Below are 20,690 nucleotides of genomic sequence, written 5' to 3'. Positions count from 1 at the left end.
AGCCGGACCCCGTCCGACGGGCGGAACGTCTCGTCGCCCGGCCGACGCTACCGGGCGAGCAGCCACGACCGGCTGATGGCGATGGCCCTGAGTTCTTCGATGGTGATCAAGGGGGCGGCGCCGCTCTTCTCGGACGTCGGACTCGGAGCGTTGTAGGCGGAGACGGACATCCACAGCCCGTTCACCCGGAGTGTGTCGACCCGGAGCCGGACGACTCCCGGCCGCTGGCCGGGCAGTTGCCGGGTGCCCACCTTGGTGCCGTCGGACAGGGTCTCGTTCCATGCCTCCTTGTCGCCGGCGATCCGGGCGGCCTCGATGTACGTCCGCTTGCCGCTGTCGGAGTCGACGACCACGACATGGCCGTCGGCTCCGGTGCCACCCTCCGAGTAGACCTGGAGGCGCTTGGGCAACAGATCCTTAAGGAGGGGCAGGATGTCGCCCGGCTCGGCCCGGGTGCCGGGCTCGAGCGTCCCCAGGGAGTTGGGCTCCCCGGCGGCGGTGAACGAACCGTCGACGAACATCGCCAGGTAGCGCAGCTTGCCCGGGTTCATACGGGGGTTGCGGGTCACGGGTTCCGTGCCGGCGTTGACCGTCGATTCCACGTTGTGGGTGGCGAGTTCGATGACGTACCCGCTGGGCGAGACCATCGTGACCGCCCATTTCTTGATCCCGCCCGCCTTGCCCGCCTCGGTGTACCCCTTCACGGCCCGGTTGTCGGGCTGTGTCGTGCACTCCTCGTACAGGGAACCGTCCTCGGGCGGGCAGGTGATCAGCTTCCTCAGGTCCTGCTCGGCCGGGTCGACGCGGCGCACCGAGAGCGTGACCCTCGCCGCGCCGAAGCCGTCCCCGAAGTCGATCGAGGCCGTCGCCGACCGGCTCGCTCGGGAACTGCCCGTGGCCTGGAGCTTCGGGTGCGCGACGGCGATCCCGGACCGGTCCATGCCGTTCTGGAGGATGTTCTCCATTTCCTCGGCGGTGACCGCGAAATGCCCGTAGGCACCCCCCGGTGGCGGAGTGGAGGCCAGACCGCCGACTTTGCCGTCACCGTCGTGCCCGCCGCTCAGCTGGACACCGGCCGTCGCCACGAGAACGACGGCCAGCGCACTTCCGGCCGCAGCGGAGGCGCGGCGGCGGGCCAGCCTGCGGCGGCCGCGCAGCAGGCTGCCTTCCGCCAGGGAACGCCGGTCGGCGGTGAAAGAGCCCGCGGTGTCGCGGAGCACCTTCCCGAGCTCGTCTTCGAAGGGCATACGGAACCACCAGTTCCTGTGTTGGTGCGGACGGGAGTGCGGAGCGATGAACGGGACGGGCCTTCGTCGGCCCGGCTGTTCGAAGCGGTGGGGAGACGAACGGGAGGAGGTCGGACTCGGGGATCACGCCGGGCGGTCAGGCCGGGGTGATCAGTTCGGTGAGGGTGCCGCCGAGCCGTTCGCGTAGTTTGGCCAGCGCCCGGGTCGAGCGGGTGCGTACGGCCGCGGAGCTGACGTTCATCGCGTCCGCCGTCTCCTCCACGCTGCGGTCCTCCCAGTACCGCAGCACCACCACCGCCCGGTCCTTGGGCGGCAGTTCCCGCAGGGCCTGGAGCAGTGCCAGCCGCAGAGCGGGGTCGTCCGTGCTCCGGGGCATCGGCGCGTCCGGCAGGTCTGCCAGAGGGCGCTCGCCCGCGGAGTACCGCCGCCGGTGTGTCAGGAAGGTACGGACGAGAACGGTCTGGGCGTACGCCGCAGGGTTGTCGATCCGGGACATCCGACCCCACAGGGTGTACATCCGGCTGAGCGTCTCCTGCACCAGATCCTCGGCGAGGTGAGTGTCTCCACTGGTGAGCAGGCACGCGGAGCGGTGCAGATGCCCGGCACGTCCGGTGGCGAACTCCATGAACTCATCTGTCCGGGACGATGTCCGGGACCTTCTCATTCCCACCCCTGGGTGCCTTTCCGTTGGCCTACACCTCACAGACGCGGTGGGCCGGGGCAAATGTTTCAGATGAGTTCGGCGAGAGTCCGGCGCGGTGCGCGTGGGGGAGGGGTGAGTGGGTTTCGAGCGGGGCCCCGGTTGGTTTTGAGCGGGGTGGTGGAGGGTTGGGGGCCAGAGGGAGTACCGACGGCTGTAGGGAGGTGGGGACATGGGCAGCGAGGTCGCTCGGGATGCGGTGGTGCGGGTGGCGGGCGGTGGAGTGACGGAGGCGGAGGTCGCCGCCGTGGTGGCGGTGGTGGCGTCCTTGCTGGCCGCCCGGCGCGCCGATGTGGATGAGGGGCCGGTCGGGGGCGTACCGAAGTGGCGTGGCCTGGGCGGTAGTTCGGGCTACCGCTCGCCGCGCAGCTGGCGGTAGGCCTGGTTGTGGTTGTGGTTGTGGTTGTGGTCGTGGGTCGTGGGGTGGGGTTGTGAGCGTTTGGGTTGTGGGGTGTGGGTCGGTCGGTGGTTCCTGGTGTCGGAGTGTCGGAGCCGGCGTTTGTTCCCCTGCCATGTGAACCGCGTGGGCGGTTCGTCGTGGTGGGGGTTTCGGGGGTGCTGGGTTCGTTACGAGGGAGGGATATGCCGTGAGCGGTGTAGATGAGTTTTCCAACGTGCCTGGTAGCCGCGTGGCCGTGGCGGAGTTGCTGGAGGTGCGTGCGGAGGCATTGGCGGGGCCGGGCGGTGGGGCGGGCGGCGGCAGGAGGCTGTCGGCGCGGGATCGGGTCGCCCTGCTGCTGGACGAGGGGTCGTTCGTCGAGGTGGGGCTGTTGCGGCGGCACAGGGCGAGCGGTTTCGGGTTGGAGGCGCGACGCCCGTACACGGACGGTGTGGTGACGGGATGGGGCACGGTGGAGGGCCGGCAGGTCTTCGTGTACGCGCATGATTTCCGGGTGTTCGGGGGTGCGTTGGGTGAGGCGCACGCGGAGAAGATCCACAAGGTCATGGACATGGCGCTGGCGGCGGGTGCGCCGCTGGTGTCCTTGAACGACGGTGCGGGGGCACGCATTCAGGAAGGTGTGGTGGCGCTGGCGGGCTACGGCGGAATCTTCCGCCGCAACGTGCGGGCGTCGGGGGTCATTCCACAGATCTCGGTGGTGCTGGGGCCCTGCGCGGGAGGCGCCGCCTACAGTCCGGCGCTGACGGACTTCGTCTTCATGGTGCGCGGCACGTCACAGATGTTCCTGACGGGGCCGGACGTGGTGCGGACGGTGACGGGTGAGGAGGTGACGCGCGACGGTCTGGGCGGTGCGGATGTGCACGCGGAGACCTCGGGCGTGTGCCACTTCGCCTACGACGACGAGGAGACGTGCATCGCGGAGGTGCGGTACCTGCTGTCGATGCTGCCGCAGAACAACCGCGACATCTCGCCGCGGGGGCCCGTGACGGATCCGCCGGACCGGAGGTCGGAGGCGCTGGTGGATCTCGTGCCGGCGGACGGCAGCCAGCCCTACGACATGACCGAGGTGATCGGTCACCTCGTCGACGACGGAGAGTTCCTGGAGGTCCATGAGAGCTGGGCCCGCAACCTCGTGTGCGCGCTGGCGCGGCTGGACGGCGAGGTCGTGGGAATCGTGGCGAGTCAGCCCCGGGTCCTGGCGGGTGTCCTGGACATCGAGGCGAGCGAAAAGGGCGCCAGGTTCGTCCAGATGTGCGACGCCTTCAATATTCCGCTGGTGACCCTGGTCGATGTGCCGGGATTCCTGCCGGGGGTGGACCAGGAGCACGGCGGCGTCATCCGGCACGGTGCGAAGCTGCTGTACGCGTACTGCAACGCGACGGTGCCGCGTATCTCCCTGATCCTGCGCAAGGCCTACGGCGGCGCCTATATCGTCATGGACTCGCAGTCCATCGGCGCGGATGTCACCTATGCCTGGCCGACGAACGAGATCGCGGTGATGGGCGCCGAGGGCGCCGCGAACGTCATCTTCCGGCGCCAGATCGCCGAGGCGGACGAGCCCGAGGCGATGCGGGAGCGGATGGTCAAGGAGTACCGGGCGGAGCTGATGCACCCGTACTACGCGGCCGAACGCGGTCTGGTGGACGACGTGATCGACCCCGCCGGCACCCGTGAGACGCTCATCCGCGCCCTGGCGATGCTGCGCACCAAACACGCCGACCTGCCCTCGCGCAAGCACGGCAATCCCCCGCAGTGACGGCGACCGGGTCGGGGTGACGGCGACGGGTCCGCGGTGACAGCGACGGGCACGGGGTGACGGCGACGGGTCCGCGGTGACAGCGACGGGCACGGGATGACGGCGACGGGCACGGGGTGATGTCGACCGGTGCCGCTCGCGAAGGCCGTCAGCGGAAGCGGTGAGCGGAAGCCGTCAGCGGAAGCCGTCCGCGAAGGCCGTCAGCGCGTCCGGCGGATCCGGATCGGGCCACGGACCGTTGCCGGGTCGACGAGCTCTCCACCCTGAGTGATCTCCACCAGACCCGCCCGGGACAGCCGTTGTGCCGCGGCACGGGTCGGCTCCATCAGCCGCCGCCACCCGTCGTCCGTACCGTGGTGGACCGACCGGGCGACCTCGGACGGGCAGACCGACGCGTCCGGCCGCCGCCGTCCCAGCAGGTCAAGGATGGCGCGTTCGAGCTGTTCGTCCTCGTCGGATGTCATGGGTGACCCTCCGCCCGGCGGCTGGACCGACCGGGCCTCTCATCACGAACCCGTCGCTCCGGGCGCGGTGGACCTGGGTGCGCCGAAGCAGGCGGTGACGCTCTTGCCGCGGGGGCAGCGGTAGGCCTCCCAACTGTCGGCGAGGGCGTCGACCAGCAGCAGACCGCGTCCTCCTGGGGCGCTGGTGCCCGGGTCGCGCGGCTCGGGCAGCCGAGACGAGGCGTCGTGCACGGTGACGTGCAGGCACTCCTCGTCCCAGGTGAGGATCAGCTGCGCCGCACTACGGGCGTGCACATGGGCGTTGGTGACCAGTTCGGAAACGGCCAGCAGAATCGCGTCCACCAGCTCCGGCGCGGTCCGCGACCAGCCGAGCGTGGCCAGATGGGCGCGCGTCCACTCCCTGGCGACCTTCACCCCGCTGCTCACCGGCAGCGAGCGCGCCCATCCCACAGCTTTCAACGGTGAGTCCTTCGCCATGCTCTCTCCTTGGGCCGACCAGCCGGGTCCGTGTCCCGTCTGCCCAAAAACCGCAGGCCCAAGCCGGACGCGGACGACCTGCGGAGGCGGGGGCGACTCCGCGGTCGGGGGTCACTTCGGCCTTGGAAGCGGTGTGTGGAAGGTGTGCCGTCCGGGGCCCACGGTCACGGGTTCGGCGTGCGGGAGGTCCACGAGGGCGGTGGTGTTCGGCGGTACGAGCAGGTCCACCAGCAGCAGTCCGCCCTCGACGCGCCAGCCGGTCTCGGCACGGCCGTACGGCGTCTCGTGCGCGGCGCGGGCCCAGGTGAGGCCGCCGCCCGGGCGGGGACGGACGAGGATCCGGCGGTAGCCCGGCTCGGCGGGCGCGAGACCGGCGACGGTGCGGTGGATCCAGTCGGCGACGGCTCCGAGCGCGTAGTGGTTGAAGGAGGTCATCTCGCCGGGATTGACGCTGCCGTCGGGGAGCATGCTGTCCCAGCGCTCCCAGACGGTCGTGGCGCCCATGTCGACCTGGTAGAGCCAGGACGGGCAGGACCGCTGCGTCAGCAGCTCGAAGGCGGTGTCCACGTGCCCGGTGTCGGTCAGCGCGTCGCACACCAGTGGGGTGCCGAGGAACCCCGTGCCGATGCGGTGCTCTCCCGAGGCCACGAGGTCCGCGAGGCGGCGCCCGGCTTCGGCGCGCTCCGCGTCGTCCGCCAGCAGCCGGAAGCACAGGGCGAGGGCGTACGCGGTCTGGGTCTCCTGTGTCAGTCGCCCGCCCCCGGCGTGGAAACGGTCCCGGAAGGCGTCGCGGACCGAGTCGGCCAGGGCGTCGTAGTGCTCGGCGTCGTCCTTCTCCTCCAGCACCTGGGCGGTGCGGGCCAGCAGCCGGGCGGAGTGCGCGAAGTAGGCGGTGGCGACCAGCTCGGAGGAGGTCGCCGACCGTCCGGGATCGTCGGCGGGCGCGGCCGGGTCCAGCCAGTCGCCGAACTGGAAGCCCTCGCCCCAGATCCGGCCGTCGCCGGCGAGGCGCTCGACCGCGTCGACCCAGCCGCGCATGGAGGCGTACTGGGTACGGAGCACCTCGGTGTCGCCGTAGCGCTCGTACAGCACCCAGGGGACGATCACGGCCGCGTCGCACCATCCGGCCATCGGCGGATTGCCCGGCGGGATCGGGACGGGGGTGATCACCGGGATGGCGGGGCTGAACACCGGTGGGACGCCCCGCTCGTCGTCGCTCTGGTCGGCGGCCAGGTCGCGCAGCCAGGAGCGCAGGAAGGCACGGACGTCGTACAGGAAGGCCGCGGTGGGGGCGAAGACCTGCACGTCGCCGGTCCAGCCGAGCCGCTCGTCGCGCTGCGGACAGTCGGTGGGCACGTCGAGGAAGTTGCCGCGCATCCCCCACACCACGTTCTCGTGCAGCCGGTTCAGCGAGGCGTCGGAGCAGGAGAACCAGCCGGTGGGGCGCAGATCGCTGTGCAGGACCACGGCGGTGACGTCGGCCGGGTCCAGCACGCCGGGCCAGGAGTCGATCTCGGCGTAGCGGAAGCCGTGGAAGGTGAAACGGGGTTCCCACACCTCGCCGTCCGCGTCGCCGCACAGGGTGTAGCGGTCGGTGGCGGTGGCGTGCCGCAGCGGACGCAGGCACGGTTCGCCGTCCTCCAGGACCTCCGCGTGCCGCAGGGTGACGGTCCGGCCCGCCTCGCCCCGGACCCGGACGCGCAGCCGTCCGACCAGGTTCTGGCCGAAGTCGACGAGGGTGCGGCCGGTGGGGGAGGTGGTGACGGCGACGGGGGCGACGGACTCGATACGGCGCACCGGCGGGCTGTCGGCCTCGAAGAGCACGGACGTGTCGAACGGCAGGATCCGGACGGGCTCCCAGGCCGAGTCGTCGAAGCCGGGCTCGCTCCAGCCGGCCTGTTCTCGGCGGGCGTCGTACTCCTCGCCCTCGTACAGACCGGCCGCGGTCACGGGCCCGGGGCTCCAGTGCCAGTCCCCTCCCGTGGTGACGGTGTCCGCGGCGCCGTCGGCGTACTCGATCCGCAGCTCGGCGAGCAGGCCCGTGTCCTCGCCGTAGATGTCCCGGGTGCCGCCGTTGAAGCCGAGCAGCCCCCGGTACCAGCCGTCCGCCAGGTGTGCGCCCCAGGCGTTGGCCCCCTCGCGGACCAGGTCCGTCACGTCGAAGACCTGATAGCGGTGGCGGTGGCGGTAGCTCGTCCAGCCCGGGGCGAGGACGTGGTCGCCCACCACGGCGCCGTTGAGTTCCAGCTCGTACACGCCGAGCGCGGTGACGGAGAGCCGGGCCGCTCTGACCGCCGACCGCACGGTGAACTCGCCGCGCAGCAGAGCGGCCGGCCGGACCGCGGCGGCGGACGGCTGCGCCGGTCGGGAGGGGGAGATGACGCGGGCGGTCCAGGGGTGGGGCATGTCGAGTCCTCGGCGCGGTGGGCGGTGGTGTCCGGTGAGTGGGATCAGGATCAGGATCAGGATCAGGTGAGTGGGTCAGGTGAGTGGGTCAGGTGAATGGGGTCCGTGGGACGGAGATGAGCAGGCTCGATCATGCGCGCCAATACCTAGTGAATGCTAGGTGTTGGGCTGTATGACGTGAATCACAGCCTGTAATGACGTGTGCATGACAAGTCAAGGGTCCGGACGGGCCCCGCTGTGGATTCGCGCCGTGCGCGAGGGCGTGGGGCCGCGAGGGTGCGAGCTTGGAGTGGGGTGCAGGGGTGCAGGGGTGCAGGGGTGTGGGGGTGCGGGGGTGCGGGGGTGCGGGGGTGCGGGGTGCAGGGATGTGAGCCTCGGCCCTGCCCTGTCCTGCCCCTCTCTTCCCTGCCCTACAGCCCCTGTCCGTCGGCGGAGATGCCGCGCATCAGGCGGTCCAGGTGGTCGTGCATCACCGGGATGAGGTCGAAGGAGCGGCCGGAGGCGAGCCACTGCTGCCGCAGTCCGGCGTCGAGGGCGGCGCATTCGCGCGCGATGCCGTCGTGGTCCAGATCGGGCAGGAGTTCGCCGTTGCTGCTGCCGGCGCGGAGTCGCTCCGCGAGCTCCTTCACGCCCTTCTCCTGCCAGTGCGCGAAGAAGTCGTGGGCCGGGTGGTCCGGCGCGGTCGCCTCGGCGGAGACCACGACGGCCAGTTCCACCATGCCCGGCATGGTGAGCGTCTCGGCGGTGTCCTCCAGGTGGCAGCGGAACGCGTCCCGCACCGACTCCGACACCCGCTGCCACTGGGTGTCCATGCGGTCGTGCCAGTGCTCGACCACGGCCAGCAGGAGCTGCTGCTTGTCGCGGAAGTGGTGCAGCAGTCCGGCGTCGGTGATCTCGGCGTCCCGGGCGATGCGGGCGAGGGAGGTCTTGCGGTAGCCGTCCTGCCCGAAGCGCAGCAGTGCCGCCTCGAGGATCTGGGTGCGCCGTGCCCGGCCTGCCGTGTAGCCGCCGCGCGGTCCCCTGGGTGTCGCCATGGAAGAACCGTACCGGGGAGCTGTGGGGCGTCCATGGTGGGCGGGGGATGGCCGTGTGCGTGTGACATGGGTCACTCACCGAACACCTAGTAAGCACTAGGTGTTCGGGTCATCATCGACGTCACGCGACGACGGATTGCCACGCCATCACCTCCCGGTGAGCGACGTGTCACGGCGGGTTCGATCCTCCGCGCACCCCCACATCTCCTCTCACTCCCTTACGTACCTCCGTGAAAGGAGGGCTGGCATGACACCGACGTCGCCAAGCCCCTCAGTCGACATCGCGCCCTCCGTCGAGGCCGGCGGACGCTGGAACCTCCGCCTGGTCGTGGTGCTGATCGCACTCGCCTGGCCCACCCAGTTGCTGGCCGCGGGCGGCATCCTCGGCGCCAACGCCACCGCGAGCGTCGCGCAGAGCTTCCACACCACCCAGGTGGCGTGGTTCGGGCTCACCCTCACCCTGGCGACCACCCTGCTGACGCCGTTCGCCATCAAGCTGGGCGACCTGTACGGCAGGAAGCGCGTCATGCTGGCCATGATGGCGCTGGGAGCGGGCGGCGAAGCGCTGGCCGCCCTGGCCGGGGACTTCTGGCTGGTGCTGGTCGGCCGGGCGATAGCCGGGTTCTACGGCCCGTTCGGCGCCCTCTCCTTCGCCGCGGTGCGCGACATCTTCCCGCGCCGGCTGGTCAAGTCGGCGAGCGGAATGATCGGCAGCAGCGTCGGACTGATCGCCCTGGGCACCCCGTTCCTAGCCGGCTGGCTCGTCGACCACTGGGGCTACCGCGGCGCCCTGTGGTTCCTCGCCGCCGCCACCGCCGTCGCGTTCCTGCTGGTCGCCCTCCTGGTGCCGGAGACCCCGCGGCACGCCTTCGACTCGGGCTTCGACTGGGCGGGCGGACTGGTGCTCGGCGGCGGTCTCACCGCGGTGATCTACGCCGTCGGCCAGGGCCAGAGCTGGGGCTGGGCCGACGCCCGGACACTCGGCTGGCTCGGGGCCGGCGCCGCCGCCCTGATCGCGTTCCTGTTCGTGGAACGGGCCAGCGCCCACCCCATCCTCGATCTGGCGGTGCTCCGACGACGGCCCGTGGCCCTGGCGCTCACCGCCGGCGGTCTCGCCCAGACGGTCGCGTTCACCATGCCGGGCCTGGCCATCCTGCTGGCCCTCTTCCCGCACATCCCCGGCGTCTCGGCCGGCCTGGGATGGACGGCGCAGCACAACGCCGTGGTCAGCGTGAGCTGGAACCTGGTGATGTTCGGGACCGGCATCCTCGTCAGCCGCTTCCTGCGCGGCCTGGACCCCCGCAAGGTCTGGATCGCCGGACTGACGGTGATGGCCGTCGGCTACACCCTCGTCGGCTTCTTCCACGGCAACGAGCTGGAGCTCTCCCTGACGTCCTGCGTCGCCAACATCGGCGCCGGTGTCGTGGTGGCGGGAGCGCCGGTGCTCGTGGTCGGCGTCGTCTCGCGTGACGAACAAGGGCTGGGCAGCGGCATGCTCAACATGCTGATCAGCCTGTTCGGCGCCATCGTCACCGCCGGTGCGTACGCCCTCCTCAGCGCCCACAGCACCGTGGTCGACGGCACCGCCTTCTACCAGGACGCCGGTTACGCCTGGGTCTTCTGGCTCGGCGCCCTCGTCACCCTCCTGGCGCTGACGCTCTCCCTGTTCATCCCGCCGCTGCGGGATCCGGAGACCGACGACGCGGTGACCGGGGTCGAAGCGGCCGCCTGAGCGGCGCCCTCTCCTACGCCTCCCGCCCCCTCCCGCTCCTGACCGACCACCAGAAAGTCACGTCGTGCAGCTGCCCACCCGCCCGGTCGTCCCCGGTTTCCATCCCGACCCCAGCGTCTGCCGCGTGGGCGAGGTGTACTACCTGGCGAACTCCAGTTTCGAATACGCGCCGGGCGTGCCGATCCACCGGTCGACCGATCTGCGCACGTGGGAGCACATCGGCCACGCGCTCGACCGGCCGTCGCAGTTGCCGCTGGAGGGGGTGGGCGCCTCGGGTGGCATCCTGGCGCCGACCCTTCGGCATCACGACGGCCGCTTCTGGATGATCAGCACCCTCCTGGTGGACGAGCCGAGGACGTTCCTGGTCACCGCCGAAGACGCGGCCGGCCCCTGGTCGGACCCGGTGTGGATCCCCGACGCGCCGGGCATCGACCCCGACCTCGCCTGGGACGACGACGGCGTCTGCCTGCTGACCTGGACCCGCTTCGGCGAGGGGATCGTGCAGGCCGTGCTGGATCCGCGGACCGGCGCCCTGCTCACCGAGCGACGGCGGCTGTGGCAGGGGGCGGGCGGCAAGTTCCCCGAGGGTCCTCATCTGTACCGCGTCGGCGCGTACTGGTACCTGCTCATCGCGGAGGGCGGCACCGAACGCGGCCACGCCGTCACCATCGCCAGGGGGCCCTCACCGTCCGGCCCCTTCGAGGCGTGCCCCGGCAATCCGATCCTCACCGCGCGCGGCAGCGACGCTCCCGTCCAGAGCACCGGTCACGCGGACCTCGTGCAGCGTCCCGACGGTACGTGGGCGATGGTCTACCTGGGCGTGCGGCCGCGCGGCAGCAGCCCCGAGTGGCATGTGCTCGGCCGCGAGACGTTCGCCTGCGAGGTGCGCTGGAGCGAGGGCTGGCCCGGCACGGCCGAGGCGATCCAGCCGACGACCGCACCGGAACTCACCGAGCACCTGACGGCTGCGGGGCAGCCCCTGCCGCCGTCCTGGGTGGCGCCGGGCGCGTTCCCCGCCGACGTGTTGAAGGCGACCCGCAACGGCCGGCGACTGACCGCGGCAGCCGGCCCGGCCTTCGTGGGCCGCCGCCAGGAACACCTCTACCTGCGGGCGCGGGCAACGGTGATCGCGGATGAGGAAGCCGGTGAATCCAGCGCATTCGGCGAAGCCGGTGGATCCGGCGGCGCAGTGGGCGGGGCCGGTGGGTCCGGTGGATCCGGTCGAGCGGGCGGGGCCGGTGGAACCGGGGGTCTGGAGCTGCGGATCGACGCCCGCCATGCCGTACGCGTCGAAGTGGCGGACGGCCGTGTGCGTGCCGTCGCCCGGATCGGCGCGGCACACGCGGTCCTGGGCGAAGCCGCCGCCACCGGGGAGACGACCCTCGAACTGCGCGTCGTACCGCACGGCGCCGCCACGCCCTTCGGCACCGACATGGGGCCCGACGAAGTCGTGGCAGGCACATCCGGCCCGGACGGATTCCGCGAACTCGGCCGCATCGACGGCCGGTACTTCTCGACCGAGGTCGCCGCGGGCATGACGGGCCGGATGGTCGGACTCGTCTGCTCCGAGGGCGAGGTGCTGTTCCGGTCGTTCACCTACAGCGGCGCCGACGACCCGGAGGTGCTGGACGCACGGTGACAGCGTTGCGCGAGCGAGGGAACGTGGAGGATGAGCGGAGCATTCGAGGGAGGAAACGGACATGACCAAGCTCAGCACCGCCGACTCCGTACGCACCACCCCGGAAGGTCTCCTCTGGGAGCCCAGCCCGCGCTGGGTCCGGGGCCGCAAGGGCGAGTTCACCGTCGTCGACAGCCGGCATCCCGTTCTCGTCTGGGAGCCCGGTGTGCCGGTGCCGCTGTACGCCTTCCCGCGCGAGGAGGTGCGCGAGGACCTGCTGCGGCCGGCGAAGAATCCGCCGGTCGGCACGCACACGGGCTCGCGGGTCTTCTACGACCTCGAAGTGGACGGCGAGCTGCTGGAGAACGCGGCCTGGACCTTCCCCGCCGAGGACCTGGCCGGTCACGTCGCCTTCGAGTGGTTCCGGCGCACGGGCAGGGGCCTCGACCACTGGTACGAGGAAGAGGAGGAGATCTTCATCCACCCCCGCGACCCGCACAAACGCGTGGACGCCCTGCCCAGCAGCCGACACGTCCGGATCGCGATCGACGGCACGGTCGTCGCCGACACCCGCCGCCCGGTCCTCCTCTTCGAGACCGGCCTGCCCACCCGCTACTACATCCCCCGCGAGGACGTCCGTCTCGACCTGCTCACCCCGACCGACCACCACACCGGCTGCCCCTACAAGGGCATCGCCTCGTACTGGTCCTGGACCGGCGAGGCGGACGTGCCGCCCCATGTCGTGTGGAGCTACCCCGCCCCACTGCCCGCCGTGGCCCCCGTCGCGGAGCTGCTGGCCTTCTACAACGAGGCGGTCGACATCACCGTGGACGGCGAGAGCCTCGAACGCCCCGTCACCCCCTTCACGCATACGCTGTTGTCCCGCCCGGCGCACTGACGGCGTCGTCGAACGGGAGAGGAGATGGTGGAGATAACGACGAAGGTGGGCGTCGCGGCGCAGTCCCGCCCGCCGCTGAGCAAGGGGCGGGTCCTGGGTGCCGCCGTCGCGCTGGCCGACGAGGGCGGAGTCGACGCGCTCAGCATGCGCAACATCGCCCAGGCGCTCGGCGTCGTGCCGATGGCGCTGTACAAGCACGTGGCCAACAAGAACGAGTTGCTGGACGGGATGATCGACGTCCTCATGGGCGAGATCGATCCACCGGCCGACGGCACCGACTGGAAGACCACCGTGCGCCGGCGGGTGCTGTCGGCCCGGGGCATGTTGCTGCGCCACCCGTGGGCGCCCGCGGTCATCGAGACGCGGACGAAGGCGCGGGCCGCTCCGACCCCCGCGGTGATGGCGTACCTGGACTCGATGATCGGGATCTTCCGGGCCGGAGGGTTCTCGATCCGCCTGGTCCATCACGCCATGCATGTCATGGGCAGCCGTCTGCTGGGCTTCTCCCAGGAGCTGTTCGAGGACGGCGCCGACGGCCGTGAACCGGATCCGGACGCGCTGCCGCCCGAGGAGATGGCCGCGCGCTACCCGCACATCACCGAGCTGGCCATGGCCGTCGCCCACGACCCGGAGTCCGTCGTCGGCTCCGGCTGCGACGACCAGTTCGAGTTCGAGTTCGCTCTGGACCTGACGCTGGACGGCCTCGAGCGGCTCCTCGGCACGACCTGACCGTCCCGCGACCTCTTGACGGGTGTACGGCGTACACCTACCGTGCCCGACAGAGGTGTACGCCGTACACCTGCCGTGCCGGAGGGCATCCGCCGGCGCCGCGGCGGTCGATGCCGCAAAGAGGGGGCGACCCGATGAAGGCGATCGTGCAGGAGCGGTTCGGCCCGCCGGACATCCTTGAGCTGGTGGACGCCGACCGGCCCGTGGTCTCGGCCGGCCAGGTGGCGGTGCGGGTGCGTGCCGCCGCGCTGAACCCCTACGACTGGCACATGCTGCGCGGCGATCCCTATGTGGCGCGGCTGATGGGGGGCGTGGGGCTGACGCGGCCGAGGTGCCGGGTGGCCGGTATCGACGTCGCAGGGCAGGTCGAGTCGGTCGGCGCCGGCGTACGAGGGCTCCGGCCGGGCGACGAGGTGCTGGGCTTCTGTCACGGCTCCTTCGCCGAGTACGCGCGCACCACCGCGGACCTGCTGGTGCCCAAACCCGCCGGTCTGACGTTCGAGCAGGCCGCGGCGCTGCCGATGGCGGCGGTGACCGCCCTGCGCGGCATCCGCACCCTGGGCCAGGTGCGGGCCGGGCAGCGGGTGCTGATCAACGGAGCCGCCGGCGGAGTGGGCACGTTCGCCGTGCAGATCGCCGCGGGAACGGACGCGGAGGTCACCGGGGTGTGCAGCACGCGCAACGTCGATCTGGTGCGCTCACTCGGGGCCGCGCACGTCGTCGACCACACCCGGGAGGACTTCACGGACGTCCGCGAGCGCTATGACGTGATCCTGGACAACGTGGGCAACCGTCCGCTGAGCCGGCTGCGCAGGGCCCTCACCCCGACAGGGACGCTCGTGGCCAACGGCGGCGGCTCGCCCGGCCGAGTGTTCGGGGCGGTGGGCTCCATGCTGCGGGTGATCGCGGTCAACGGGTTCGTCCGGCAGCGACTCCGCACGATCCTCCCGTCGGCCCCGGACGGACCGACCCGGGAGGACCTGCTCGCCGTCACCGCGCTCATCGAGGCAGGCAGGCTGACACCGGTGATCGAAGGGACCTACCCCCTGGCCGACACGGCCGAGGGCCTGCGGCATCTGGAACAAGGACATGCGCGCGGCAAGATCGTGATCACGGTGTCGTGAGGGGGAGTCACGACGGGCGCCGCAGTGCCGCCTGCGGGCAGCCCACCGTGCCGAGGCAGAGAAGGACGTGCCGCTCGGCGACCTCCGACGCGCTGAGAGGGCCGTCGGCCCGGTACCAGTCGGCCACCCCCTGACACATGATCAGAACGGCCCGGACCGCGTCGGCCGGGATGGGCGTGGTGAAGACGCCCTGGGCGATGCCCGCGCGCACGGTGTCGAGCAGCATGTGCTCGAGGTAGTCCCGCAGAGCCACGTACCGGGCGCGGTTCGCCGGTTCCAGGCTGCGTATCTCGGTGTCCAGGAAGGCCAGTCCCTTGCGGTTGGCCATGTAGAGCACGATCGACTCGACCATGGCGCGGAAGCGGGCGAGCGGCTCGTCGCCGGCCTCCGCCGCGGCGGCCCGGCAGCGGTCCAGCACATCCTTGATCGACGTCTCCAGCAGGGTGGCCAGCAATGCCTGCTTGTTCGCGTAGTGGTAGTAGAGCGCGGGGACGGTGACTCCGACCCGGCCGGCGATGTCCCGTACCGAAGTGCCGTGGTAGCCGTGCTCGTTGAAGGCCTCCATGGCGTGCACCAGGATCGGGTGGAGGTCCAGCGGAGCGTAGGCGCGCCAGTGGGGCGCGGCGGCGGTCTCCTGGCGGGGCTGCGTGCTCAAGGATGCTCCTCCGGTGGGGTACCGGCATGGGTGTGTGGGCGGCCTGCTGGTCAACAGGCCTGTGCGCAGGTGCGGGACCGCTAGTACCGTGAGTGGTCGGTTCGAGTTGCCGGCGCGAGGGCGGCCCCTTGGTGACTGTCGCACCTGGGGGCAGCGGGTGTCGGGTGAACCGACCCGAACAGCCGTCACTTCGTCGGTTCGCTGGGGGAGTGTCATGCGCAAGGCGTTGATCGTCGGTATCGATCACTACGACCACCTGGAACTGCTCACCGGGTGTGTGAACGACGCCTTCGCTGTCCGGGGCCCTCGAACGCAACTCGGACGGCACGCTGAACTTTCCTTCCCCGACGGACCTGGCGGCCACGAACGCCGAACAGCACGTTCTCACCGGCGGGTTCCTGTGCGCCAGCGACTCCGAAACCGGTGACGACGGCCTGGCCCTGGCCGCTCTCATGAAGATGGCTAACGTGTCCCGTGTCCGTCGTTCGAGCCGGAGCGGTCCTCGGGCGAGCAGGACGACACCTCGATTCCTGCGCCCGATCCCGCCCGCACAGCCGTGTTCGCGGTGCTGCAACGCTATGTGAGGGTCAATCTGGTGCGGCCGGCGGATGCTCCGCACATGTGGCATGCCGCGATGCAGAGCAAGTCATGCGAGTTGACCGTGCTGGGGCAGCACTATTGGGCACTTGTGGACAAGGGACTGATCTGAATGCCGATACATTCCGAAGGCTCACCGGAGGTGCACGGTATGGACAAGGTGATGGAGGAGCTGGCCGGCGTCGAGCACGAACGGTGGGCGCACTGGCAGCGTTACCTGCACTCGCGGTGCTCGAGTCAGAGCGACGGATCACTCACCATCCCCGCCGAACTGGTCCGGCGGTGGGAATCGCAGATGGCCACTCCGTATGCCGAGCTGTCGGAATCGGAGAAGGAGAGCGACCGTGAGCAGGTCCGCCGCTATCTCCCGCTCCTCATCGAGATGCTCGGACGGTCCGTTTGATCACGGTCGCGGGGCCTGCCGCTCGCGAACTCCGCACGGCTCGAACGATGCTCACGTCGGCGCGGCGAAGTCCCGTGCGGTGGCGCTGTCGTTCAAGGTGGCGTCCACGCTGTGGCCGTCGATCGTGAGACGGATGTGCAAGCCGCCGTTCTCCTCGGAGGGTTCGGTCGTCGGCCTGCCGGTCGCGGACTGCCGAGGTGAACCCTGGGGCGGCGACGCCACGGGCGTGGTGTCCGGCACGGTGCTGCACGCCGTCACGGTCAGCAGTAGCGCCGCGGTCGGGACCATGTGAGTACAGGTACGTGGGGCAGAGCGGGGCATGACAGACCGCCTCCGGCTCAGTCGGGCATCGGCGCGGCGTAGTGCCGAAAGCCGTCCCGATCGCTGTGCAGCGTGTACAGCCGCTCGGCCAGCACACTCGGGCTCGAGTGTTCGGACTCCGGGCTGATGGCACCGGGCACGATGAGCTGAGCGGCGTGGATGTTCTCGCCCGCGAGCGCGTCGTGCAGCATTGCCGCGTACGCGCTCTCACCGGCGAACGCGATCGAGGTACCCGCACGGTCGGGGTGCGGGCGGACCGCACTGCCGCCGTTGACGAAGAGCAGCGTGCCGCGCCCCAGCGCCCGCATCCCGGGCAGGACCGCGTTCACGCAGGTCAGCGGGCCCTTGATGGAGAAGGTCAGCGGATCGTCCAGGTCGGCCGGGCCGGTGTCGAGGACCGGCTTCATGAAGTCGGCGCGGGGCACCGGGCTGAACTGCAGGATCTCCACCGGTCCCAGCTCCGCACCGGCCCGTCGCAGGGCGGTGCTGAGCGTGTCGGGGTCCAGGACGTCGGCGGTGTAGCCGCGGGCCCGGACGCCGTCTCGGTTCAGCTCGGCCACGAGAGGGCCGAGGTGTTCGGCGCTGCGCGAGAGCAGGGCGACGGTGTGGCCGGCGGCGCCGAATCGGCGGGCGCAGGCCAGGCCGAGGCCGGGACCGGCACCGACAAGGGCGAAGGTCGTCATGAAAGGTGTCTCCGAATGGTCGGAAATGGGGTCGGCCAGCGCTCGGGCGCGCCGCTCGGACGGGCGAGTTCCCCCGGTCAGGGCTTCAGAAGCGCCTTGATGGCACGGCGCTCGTCCATCGCCCGGTAGCCCTCGGCGACCTCGTCGAGCGGCAGGGTGAGATCGAAGACCTTGCCCGGGTCGATACGGCCCGACTGGACGAGGTCGATGAGGTCGGGCAGGTAGCGGCGTACGGGGGCGGGACCGCCGCGCAGGCCCACGTGGGAGAAGAACAGCTCCTGGCCGTCCACGGCGACGTCGTGGGGGACGCCGACGAAGCCGACGTTGCCGCCAGGGCGGGCGGACCGCAGGGCCTGCCGCATGGCCTCGCCGGTGCCGACGCACTCCAGCACACTGTCGGCGCCGATCCCGCCGGTCAGCTCCTTGATCCGCTCGCCGCCCTCGTCGCCGCCCTCGTCGCCGCGCTCGGCGACGATGTCGGTGGCACCGAACTCGCGGGCCAGCTTCTGACGGGAGGCGTGGCGGGACATCGCGACGATGCGCTCCGCGCCCCTCTCCTTGGCGGCGATCACCGCGCACAGGCCGACCGCGCCGTCACCGACCACCACGGCGGTCGAGCCGGGCTTCACCTCGGCCGCCTCCGCGGCCCACCAGCCGGTGCCCATGACGTCGGAGACGGCCAGCAGGCTCGGCCACAGCTCCTCGCCCGGGACCTGGTCGGTGGCGACCAGCGTGCCCTGGGCGTTGGGAATGCGCACATAGTCGGCCTGGCAGGTGGACATGAACTCGCGGTGCAGACAGCTGGACTGGAAGCCGTTCCTGCAGTTCGCGCAGGTGTTGTCCGAGGTGGCGAACGAGCCGATCACGAACTGGCCCGGCTTGACCGTGGTCACCTCGGAGCCGACCTCCTCGACGAAGCCGACGTACTCGTGCCCCATCGGATGCGGCTCGTCGGTCGGCTCCAGCCCGCGGTAGGGCCACAGGTCCGAGCCGCACACACAGGTCACCGCGGTGCGGATGATCGCGTCGGTCGGATGGAGGATCTTCGCGTCGTCCAGCGTCTCGAAGCGGATGTCGCCGGGGGCGTAGAGCATTGCGCCGCGCATGACAGGGGTTCCTTTGCGTGCCGAGGCGACGTACCCGGGGTCAGCGGCCGTCGCCGAGTGCAGAGCCAGGTGGCCTTGTGCCCGTCCGGCTCACGGCCGGACGAAAAGCGCCACGTCATCCAGGTAACCCGTTCTCGGCGTGCGGAGCGAGGCACGCTCAAGGGGTGTACTGCCAGTACATCCCCGCGGCCGCGCGCGGGACGTACCGTCGAAGGTGTGGACAACCAGGCAGAGGTCCGCGAGTTCCTGACCTCGCGGCGAGCGAAGATCACCCCCGAGCGGGCGGGCCTGCCCTCCGGCAGCCGGCGCCGGGTGCCCGGCCTGCGCAGGAGCGAGGTCGCCGCGCTGGCGGACATGAGCGTGGAGTACTACTCCAAGCTGGAGCGCGGCAACCTCGCCGGCGCCTCCCCGGCCGTCCTGGAGGCCCTCGCCCGCGCCCTGAAGCTCGACGACGCAGAACGCGCCCACCTGCTGAACCTCGCCCACGCGGCGGACGGCTCCGACGCCCTCACCCGCCCCCGGCGGCGCACCCCCCAGTGGAAGGCGCACCGCAGCCTGCAATGGGTCCTGGACGCCGTGACCGCCGGCCCGGCCTTCGTCCGCAACGGCCGGATGGACCTGCTCGCCACGAACAGGCTCGCCCGCGCGTTCTACGACGACGTCTACGCCACACCCCACAACCAGGCCAACCTGGCCCGCTTCAACTTCCTCGACCCTGCGTCCCGGCGCTTCTATCCCGACTGGGAGCAGGCAGCCGACGTCGCCGTGTCGATCCTGCGCACCGAAGCCGGCCGCAACCCCCACGACAAGGGCCTGCACGACCTCGTCGGCGAACTCTCCACCCGTAGCGACGACTTCCGCACCCGCTGGGGCGCCCACGACGTCCGACACCACGGCACCGGCACCAAGCGCTTCCACCACCACGCCGTAGGCGAACTCACCCTCGCCTACGAAGGCCTCGAAATGGCCGCCGAACCAGGCCTCACCCTCACCATCTACACCCCCGAACCCGGCTCGCCCTCCGAAGAGGGCCTGCGCCTCCTCGCGTCCTGGGCCGCCACCCGAGATGCCGACGCCATGGAACCCTCCGCGACACGCGAATAGGTTCACTGCCGTTCGCGAATCGGATCAGGACAGCCGGCAGACCGGCACCGACTCCCACCGCCTCGCAAGTACCCGAGCCCGGGCCCGGGCCCGAAAGCGCCGCCAAGACCGGCCGACCCTACCGCTCCCCCTCACGGCTTCCGCAGACGGGACCACTCCATGACCCATATGGACGGCGGCGCGAGAGGTTGCCGGACGGGTGCGCTCGGTACCGTCCGGTGAAGGGCACGCCGCAGTGCCCTGGACGTGGTCGGAAGGGGAGCCGGTGTTGATCCAGGCTATGGGAGCCGTGCTGCCGGCCGCACTCGCGGTCGCCCTCAGCCCTTTCCCCCTGATCGGGATCGTGCTGCTCCTGGCCGGCCGACACGGCCGGCGCAACGGCGTGCTGTTCACGGCCGGGTGGATCGCCGGGCTCGGGATCGTGGCAACGCTCGTCGTGGTCGTGTTCGGTGGAGCCGACGACCCCGAAAGCCCTTCGTCAGCGGTCGCAGACTGGGGACGGGTACTCGCCGGAGCGGCCCTCATCGTGCTGGGGGCGCGCACATGGCGGCAGCGTCCAGCTGGCGGCAACGAGACCGAGACGCCGCGCTGGATGGCCTCACTCGATGACGTCTCGGCCCTGCGGGCACTGCTCCTCGGTGCGCTGCTGGCGGGCGCCAACCCGAAGAACCTCGTCCTGACAGCCTCGGCGGCCACGTCGATCGTCGAAACAGGGGTTCATGACGGCGAGCTCGCTGTGGCCGTCACCGTCTTCGTTCTCGTCGGATCCTGCACCGTCCTCGGCGCCGTCATCATTCATCTCCTCGGCGGACAGCGCGCGGTGTCGTTCCTGGACAGTGTCAGGCAATTCATGGTCACCAACAGCACCGTGATCACCGCGATCGTGTTCCTTCTTCTGGGCGCCAGCATCCTGGGCGACGGACTCACCGGACTCGGGCGATGAGCGTTTCCAGCGTTGCCTGTCCAGGGGGGAGTGCCGCCGCGGCGATGACGATCACGTGGGTTGCCCTGCTCATCTCCACACCAGCGACCGCTGTCCACCCGGCGGGAGCGTCCCGCGCAAGGAGGTGACGACTCGATCGCTTCCCCGTCCTCGGCGGCGTCGGTCAGCGGCCGGGCCCCGTTCGCCCTGATCGACGTGTGCCGTACACCTGGCGGTCGTCCACCGCGGCCCCCGCGAAATTGTTGAACCTCGGCACCGCTGCCCTGCGCCTGCCGCTGCCGCCACTGCTGGTG

At 70.9% G+C, this 20,690-nt stretch carries 20 protein-coding genes; 11 read left to right on the top strand and 9 right to left on the bottom strand.

Translation table 11 applies throughout. The features are described 5' to 3' along the window. Window positions 1-47 precede the first annotated feature (47 nt). Window positions 48-1,247 (bottom strand): hypothetical protein, encoded by a 1,200-nt coding sequence (locus ABT070_RS24395; RefSeq protein ID WP_351763960.1) that lies wholly within the window; start codon window positions 1,245-1,247, stop codon window positions 48-50. Window positions 1,248-1,383: 136 nt separating this feature from the next. Then, entirely contained in the window at window positions 1,384-1,911 is a 528-nt protein-coding gene (locus tag ABT070_RS24390; protein WP_351763959.1) for a SigE family RNA polymerase sigma factor, read from the bottom strand. Between the two features lie 208 nt (window positions 1,912-2,119). Between ABT070_RS24390 and ABT070_RS24385 the strand changes: the two genes are divergently transcribed. Together ABT070_RS24385 and ABT070_RS24380 are read left to right on the top strand one after the other, a co-directional pair. Beyond that, window positions 2,120-2,326: an acyl-CoA carboxylase epsilon subunit gene (locus ABT070_RS24385; protein WP_351763958.1), complete on the top strand. Its 207-nt coding sequence runs from the start codon at window positions 2,120-2,122 to the stop codon at window positions 2,324-2,326. 274 nt (window positions 2,327-2,600) lie between these two features. After that, window positions 2,601-4,103, top strand: coding sequence for an acyl-CoA carboxylase subunit beta (locus tag ABT070_RS24380; RefSeq protein ID WP_451101487.1), 1,503 nt, complete (start codon window positions 2,601-2,603; stop codon window positions 4,101-4,103). Window positions 4,104-4,303: 200 nt separating this feature from the next. On the opposite strand, the gene ABT070_RS24375 is transcribed toward ABT070_RS24380, so the two are convergent. From ABT070_RS24375 to ABT070_RS24360, 4 genes are all read right to left on the bottom strand, one after another. Further along, entirely contained in the window at window positions 4,304-4,567 is a 264-nt protein-coding gene (locus tag ABT070_RS24375) for a DUF3253 domain-containing protein (protein ID WP_351763956.1), read from the bottom strand. A gap of 42 nt (window positions 4,568-4,609) precedes the next feature. Continuing rightward, window positions 4,610-5,044 carry an ATP-binding protein gene (locus tag ABT070_RS24370; RefSeq protein WP_351763955.1) on the bottom strand — a complete coding sequence of 145 codons (435 nt, stop codon included), beginning with the start codon at window positions 5,042-5,044 and terminating at the stop codon, window positions 4,610-4,612. A gap of 111 nt (window positions 5,045-5,155) precedes the next feature. Continuing rightward, a complete protein-coding gene (locus ABT070_RS24365) occupies window positions 5,156-7,450 on the bottom strand; it encodes a family 78 glycoside hydrolase catalytic domain (RefSeq protein WP_351763954.1) in 2,295 nt (764 codons plus the stop codon). A gap of 410 nt (window positions 7,451-7,860) precedes the next feature. After that, on the bottom strand, window positions 7,861-8,484 hold the full coding sequence (locus ABT070_RS24360; RefSeq protein WP_351763953.1) for a TetR/AcrR family transcriptional regulator: 624 nt from the start codon (window positions 8,482-8,484) through the stop codon (window positions 7,861-7,863). 247 nt (window positions 8,485-8,731) lie between these two features. Here ABT070_RS24360 and ABT070_RS24355 point away from each other — a divergent pair, with 247 nt between their 5' ends. The 5 genes from ABT070_RS24355 to ABT070_RS24335 all read left to right on the top strand — a co-directional run bounded on the left by ABT070_RS24355 (window position 8,732) and on the right by ABT070_RS24335 (window position 14,585). Next, window positions 8,732-10,216: an MFS transporter gene (locus tag ABT070_RS24355; RefSeq protein WP_351763952.1), complete on the top strand. Its 1,485-nt coding sequence runs from the start codon at window positions 8,732-8,734 to the stop codon at window positions 10,214-10,216. A gap of 64 nt (window positions 10,217-10,280) precedes the next feature. After that, the gene (locus ABT070_RS24350) at window positions 10,281-11,855 is read left to right on the top strand and encodes a glycoside hydrolase family 43 protein (RefSeq protein ID WP_351763951.1); all 1,575 of its coding nucleotides are present in this window, start codon (window positions 10,281-10,283) and stop codon (window positions 11,853-11,855) included. Between the two features lie 61 nt (window positions 11,856-11,916). Then, complete coding sequence (locus ABT070_RS24345; RefSeq protein ID WP_351763950.1) at window positions 11,917-12,732, top strand: DUF427 domain-containing protein; 816 nt, start codon at window positions 11,917-11,919, stop codon at window positions 12,730-12,732. 24 nt (window positions 12,733-12,756) lie between these two features. Continuing rightward, window positions 12,757-13,461: a TetR/AcrR family transcriptional regulator gene (locus ABT070_RS24340; RefSeq protein WP_351763949.1), complete on the top strand. Its 705-nt coding sequence runs from the start codon at window positions 12,757-12,759 to the stop codon at window positions 13,459-13,461. Between the two features lie 134 nt (window positions 13,462-13,595). Beyond that, window positions 13,596-14,585 (top strand): NAD(P)-dependent alcohol dehydrogenase, encoded by a 990-nt coding sequence (locus tag ABT070_RS24335; RefSeq protein ID WP_351763948.1) that lies wholly within the window; start codon window positions 13,596-13,598, stop codon window positions 14,583-14,585. Between the two features lie 7 nt (window positions 14,586-14,592). Here the strand turns inward: ABT070_RS24335 and ABT070_RS24330 are convergent, their stop codons facing one another. Next, the gene (locus ABT070_RS24330) at window positions 14,593-15,240 is read right to left on the bottom strand and encodes a TetR/AcrR family transcriptional regulator (RefSeq protein ID WP_351763947.1); all 648 of its coding nucleotides are present in this window, start codon (window positions 15,238-15,240) and stop codon (window positions 14,593-14,595) included. A gap of 748 nt (window positions 15,241-15,988) precedes the next feature. Between ABT070_RS24330 and ABT070_RS24325 the strand changes: the two genes are divergently transcribed. Continuing rightward, window positions 15,989-16,240 carry a hypothetical protein gene (locus tag ABT070_RS24325; RefSeq protein WP_351763946.1) on the top strand — a complete coding sequence of 84 codons (252 nt, stop codon included), beginning with the start codon at window positions 15,989-15,991 and terminating at the stop codon, window positions 16,238-16,240. Window positions 16,241-16,373: 133 nt separating this feature from the next. Beyond that, the gene (locus tag ABT070_RS24320; RefSeq protein ID WP_351763945.1) at window positions 16,374-16,532 is read left to right on the top strand and encodes a hypothetical protein; all 159 of its coding nucleotides are present in this window, start codon (window positions 16,374-16,376) and stop codon (window positions 16,530-16,532) included. A gap of 46 nt (window positions 16,533-16,578) precedes the next feature. Here ABT070_RS24320 and ABT070_RS24315 read toward each other — a convergent pair whose 3' ends face one another. Both ABT070_RS24315 and ABT070_RS24310 read right to left on the bottom strand, forming a co-directional pair. Then, window positions 16,579-17,244: an SDR family NAD(P)-dependent oxidoreductase gene (locus ABT070_RS24315; protein WP_351763944.1), complete on the bottom strand. Its 666-nt coding sequence runs from the start codon at window positions 17,242-17,244 to the stop codon at window positions 16,579-16,581. Window positions 17,245-17,321: 77 nt separating this feature from the next. Then, the gene (locus ABT070_RS24310; protein ID WP_351763943.1) at window positions 17,322-18,350 is read right to left on the bottom strand and encodes a zinc-dependent alcohol dehydrogenase family protein; all 1,029 of its coding nucleotides are present in this window, start codon (window positions 18,348-18,350) and stop codon (window positions 17,322-17,324) included. A 216-nt stretch (window positions 18,351-18,566) separates the two neighbouring features. Here ABT070_RS24310 and ABT070_RS24305 point away from each other — a divergent pair, with 216 nt between their 5' ends. Then, window positions 18,567-19,454 (top strand): helix-turn-helix transcriptional regulator, encoded by an 888-nt coding sequence (locus ABT070_RS24305; protein WP_351763942.1) that lies wholly within the window; start codon window positions 18,567-18,569, stop codon window positions 19,452-19,454. 280 nt (window positions 19,455-19,734) lie between these two features. Next, the gene (locus ABT070_RS24300) at window positions 19,735-20,397 is read left to right on the top strand and encodes a GAP family protein (RefSeq protein WP_351764051.1); all 663 of its coding nucleotides are present in this window, start codon (window positions 19,735-19,737) and stop codon (window positions 20,395-20,397) included. Window positions 20,398-20,690: the final 293 nt, after the last annotated feature.

Source organism: Streptomyces sp. NPDC002884, from assembly GCF_040295245.1.
GTDB lineage: Bacteria > Actinomycetota > Actinomycetes > Streptomycetales > Streptomycetaceae > Streptomyces.
The sequence above is the reverse complement of the archived record's forward strand: the minus strand, read 5'-3'. Positions and strand labels throughout refer to the sequence as shown.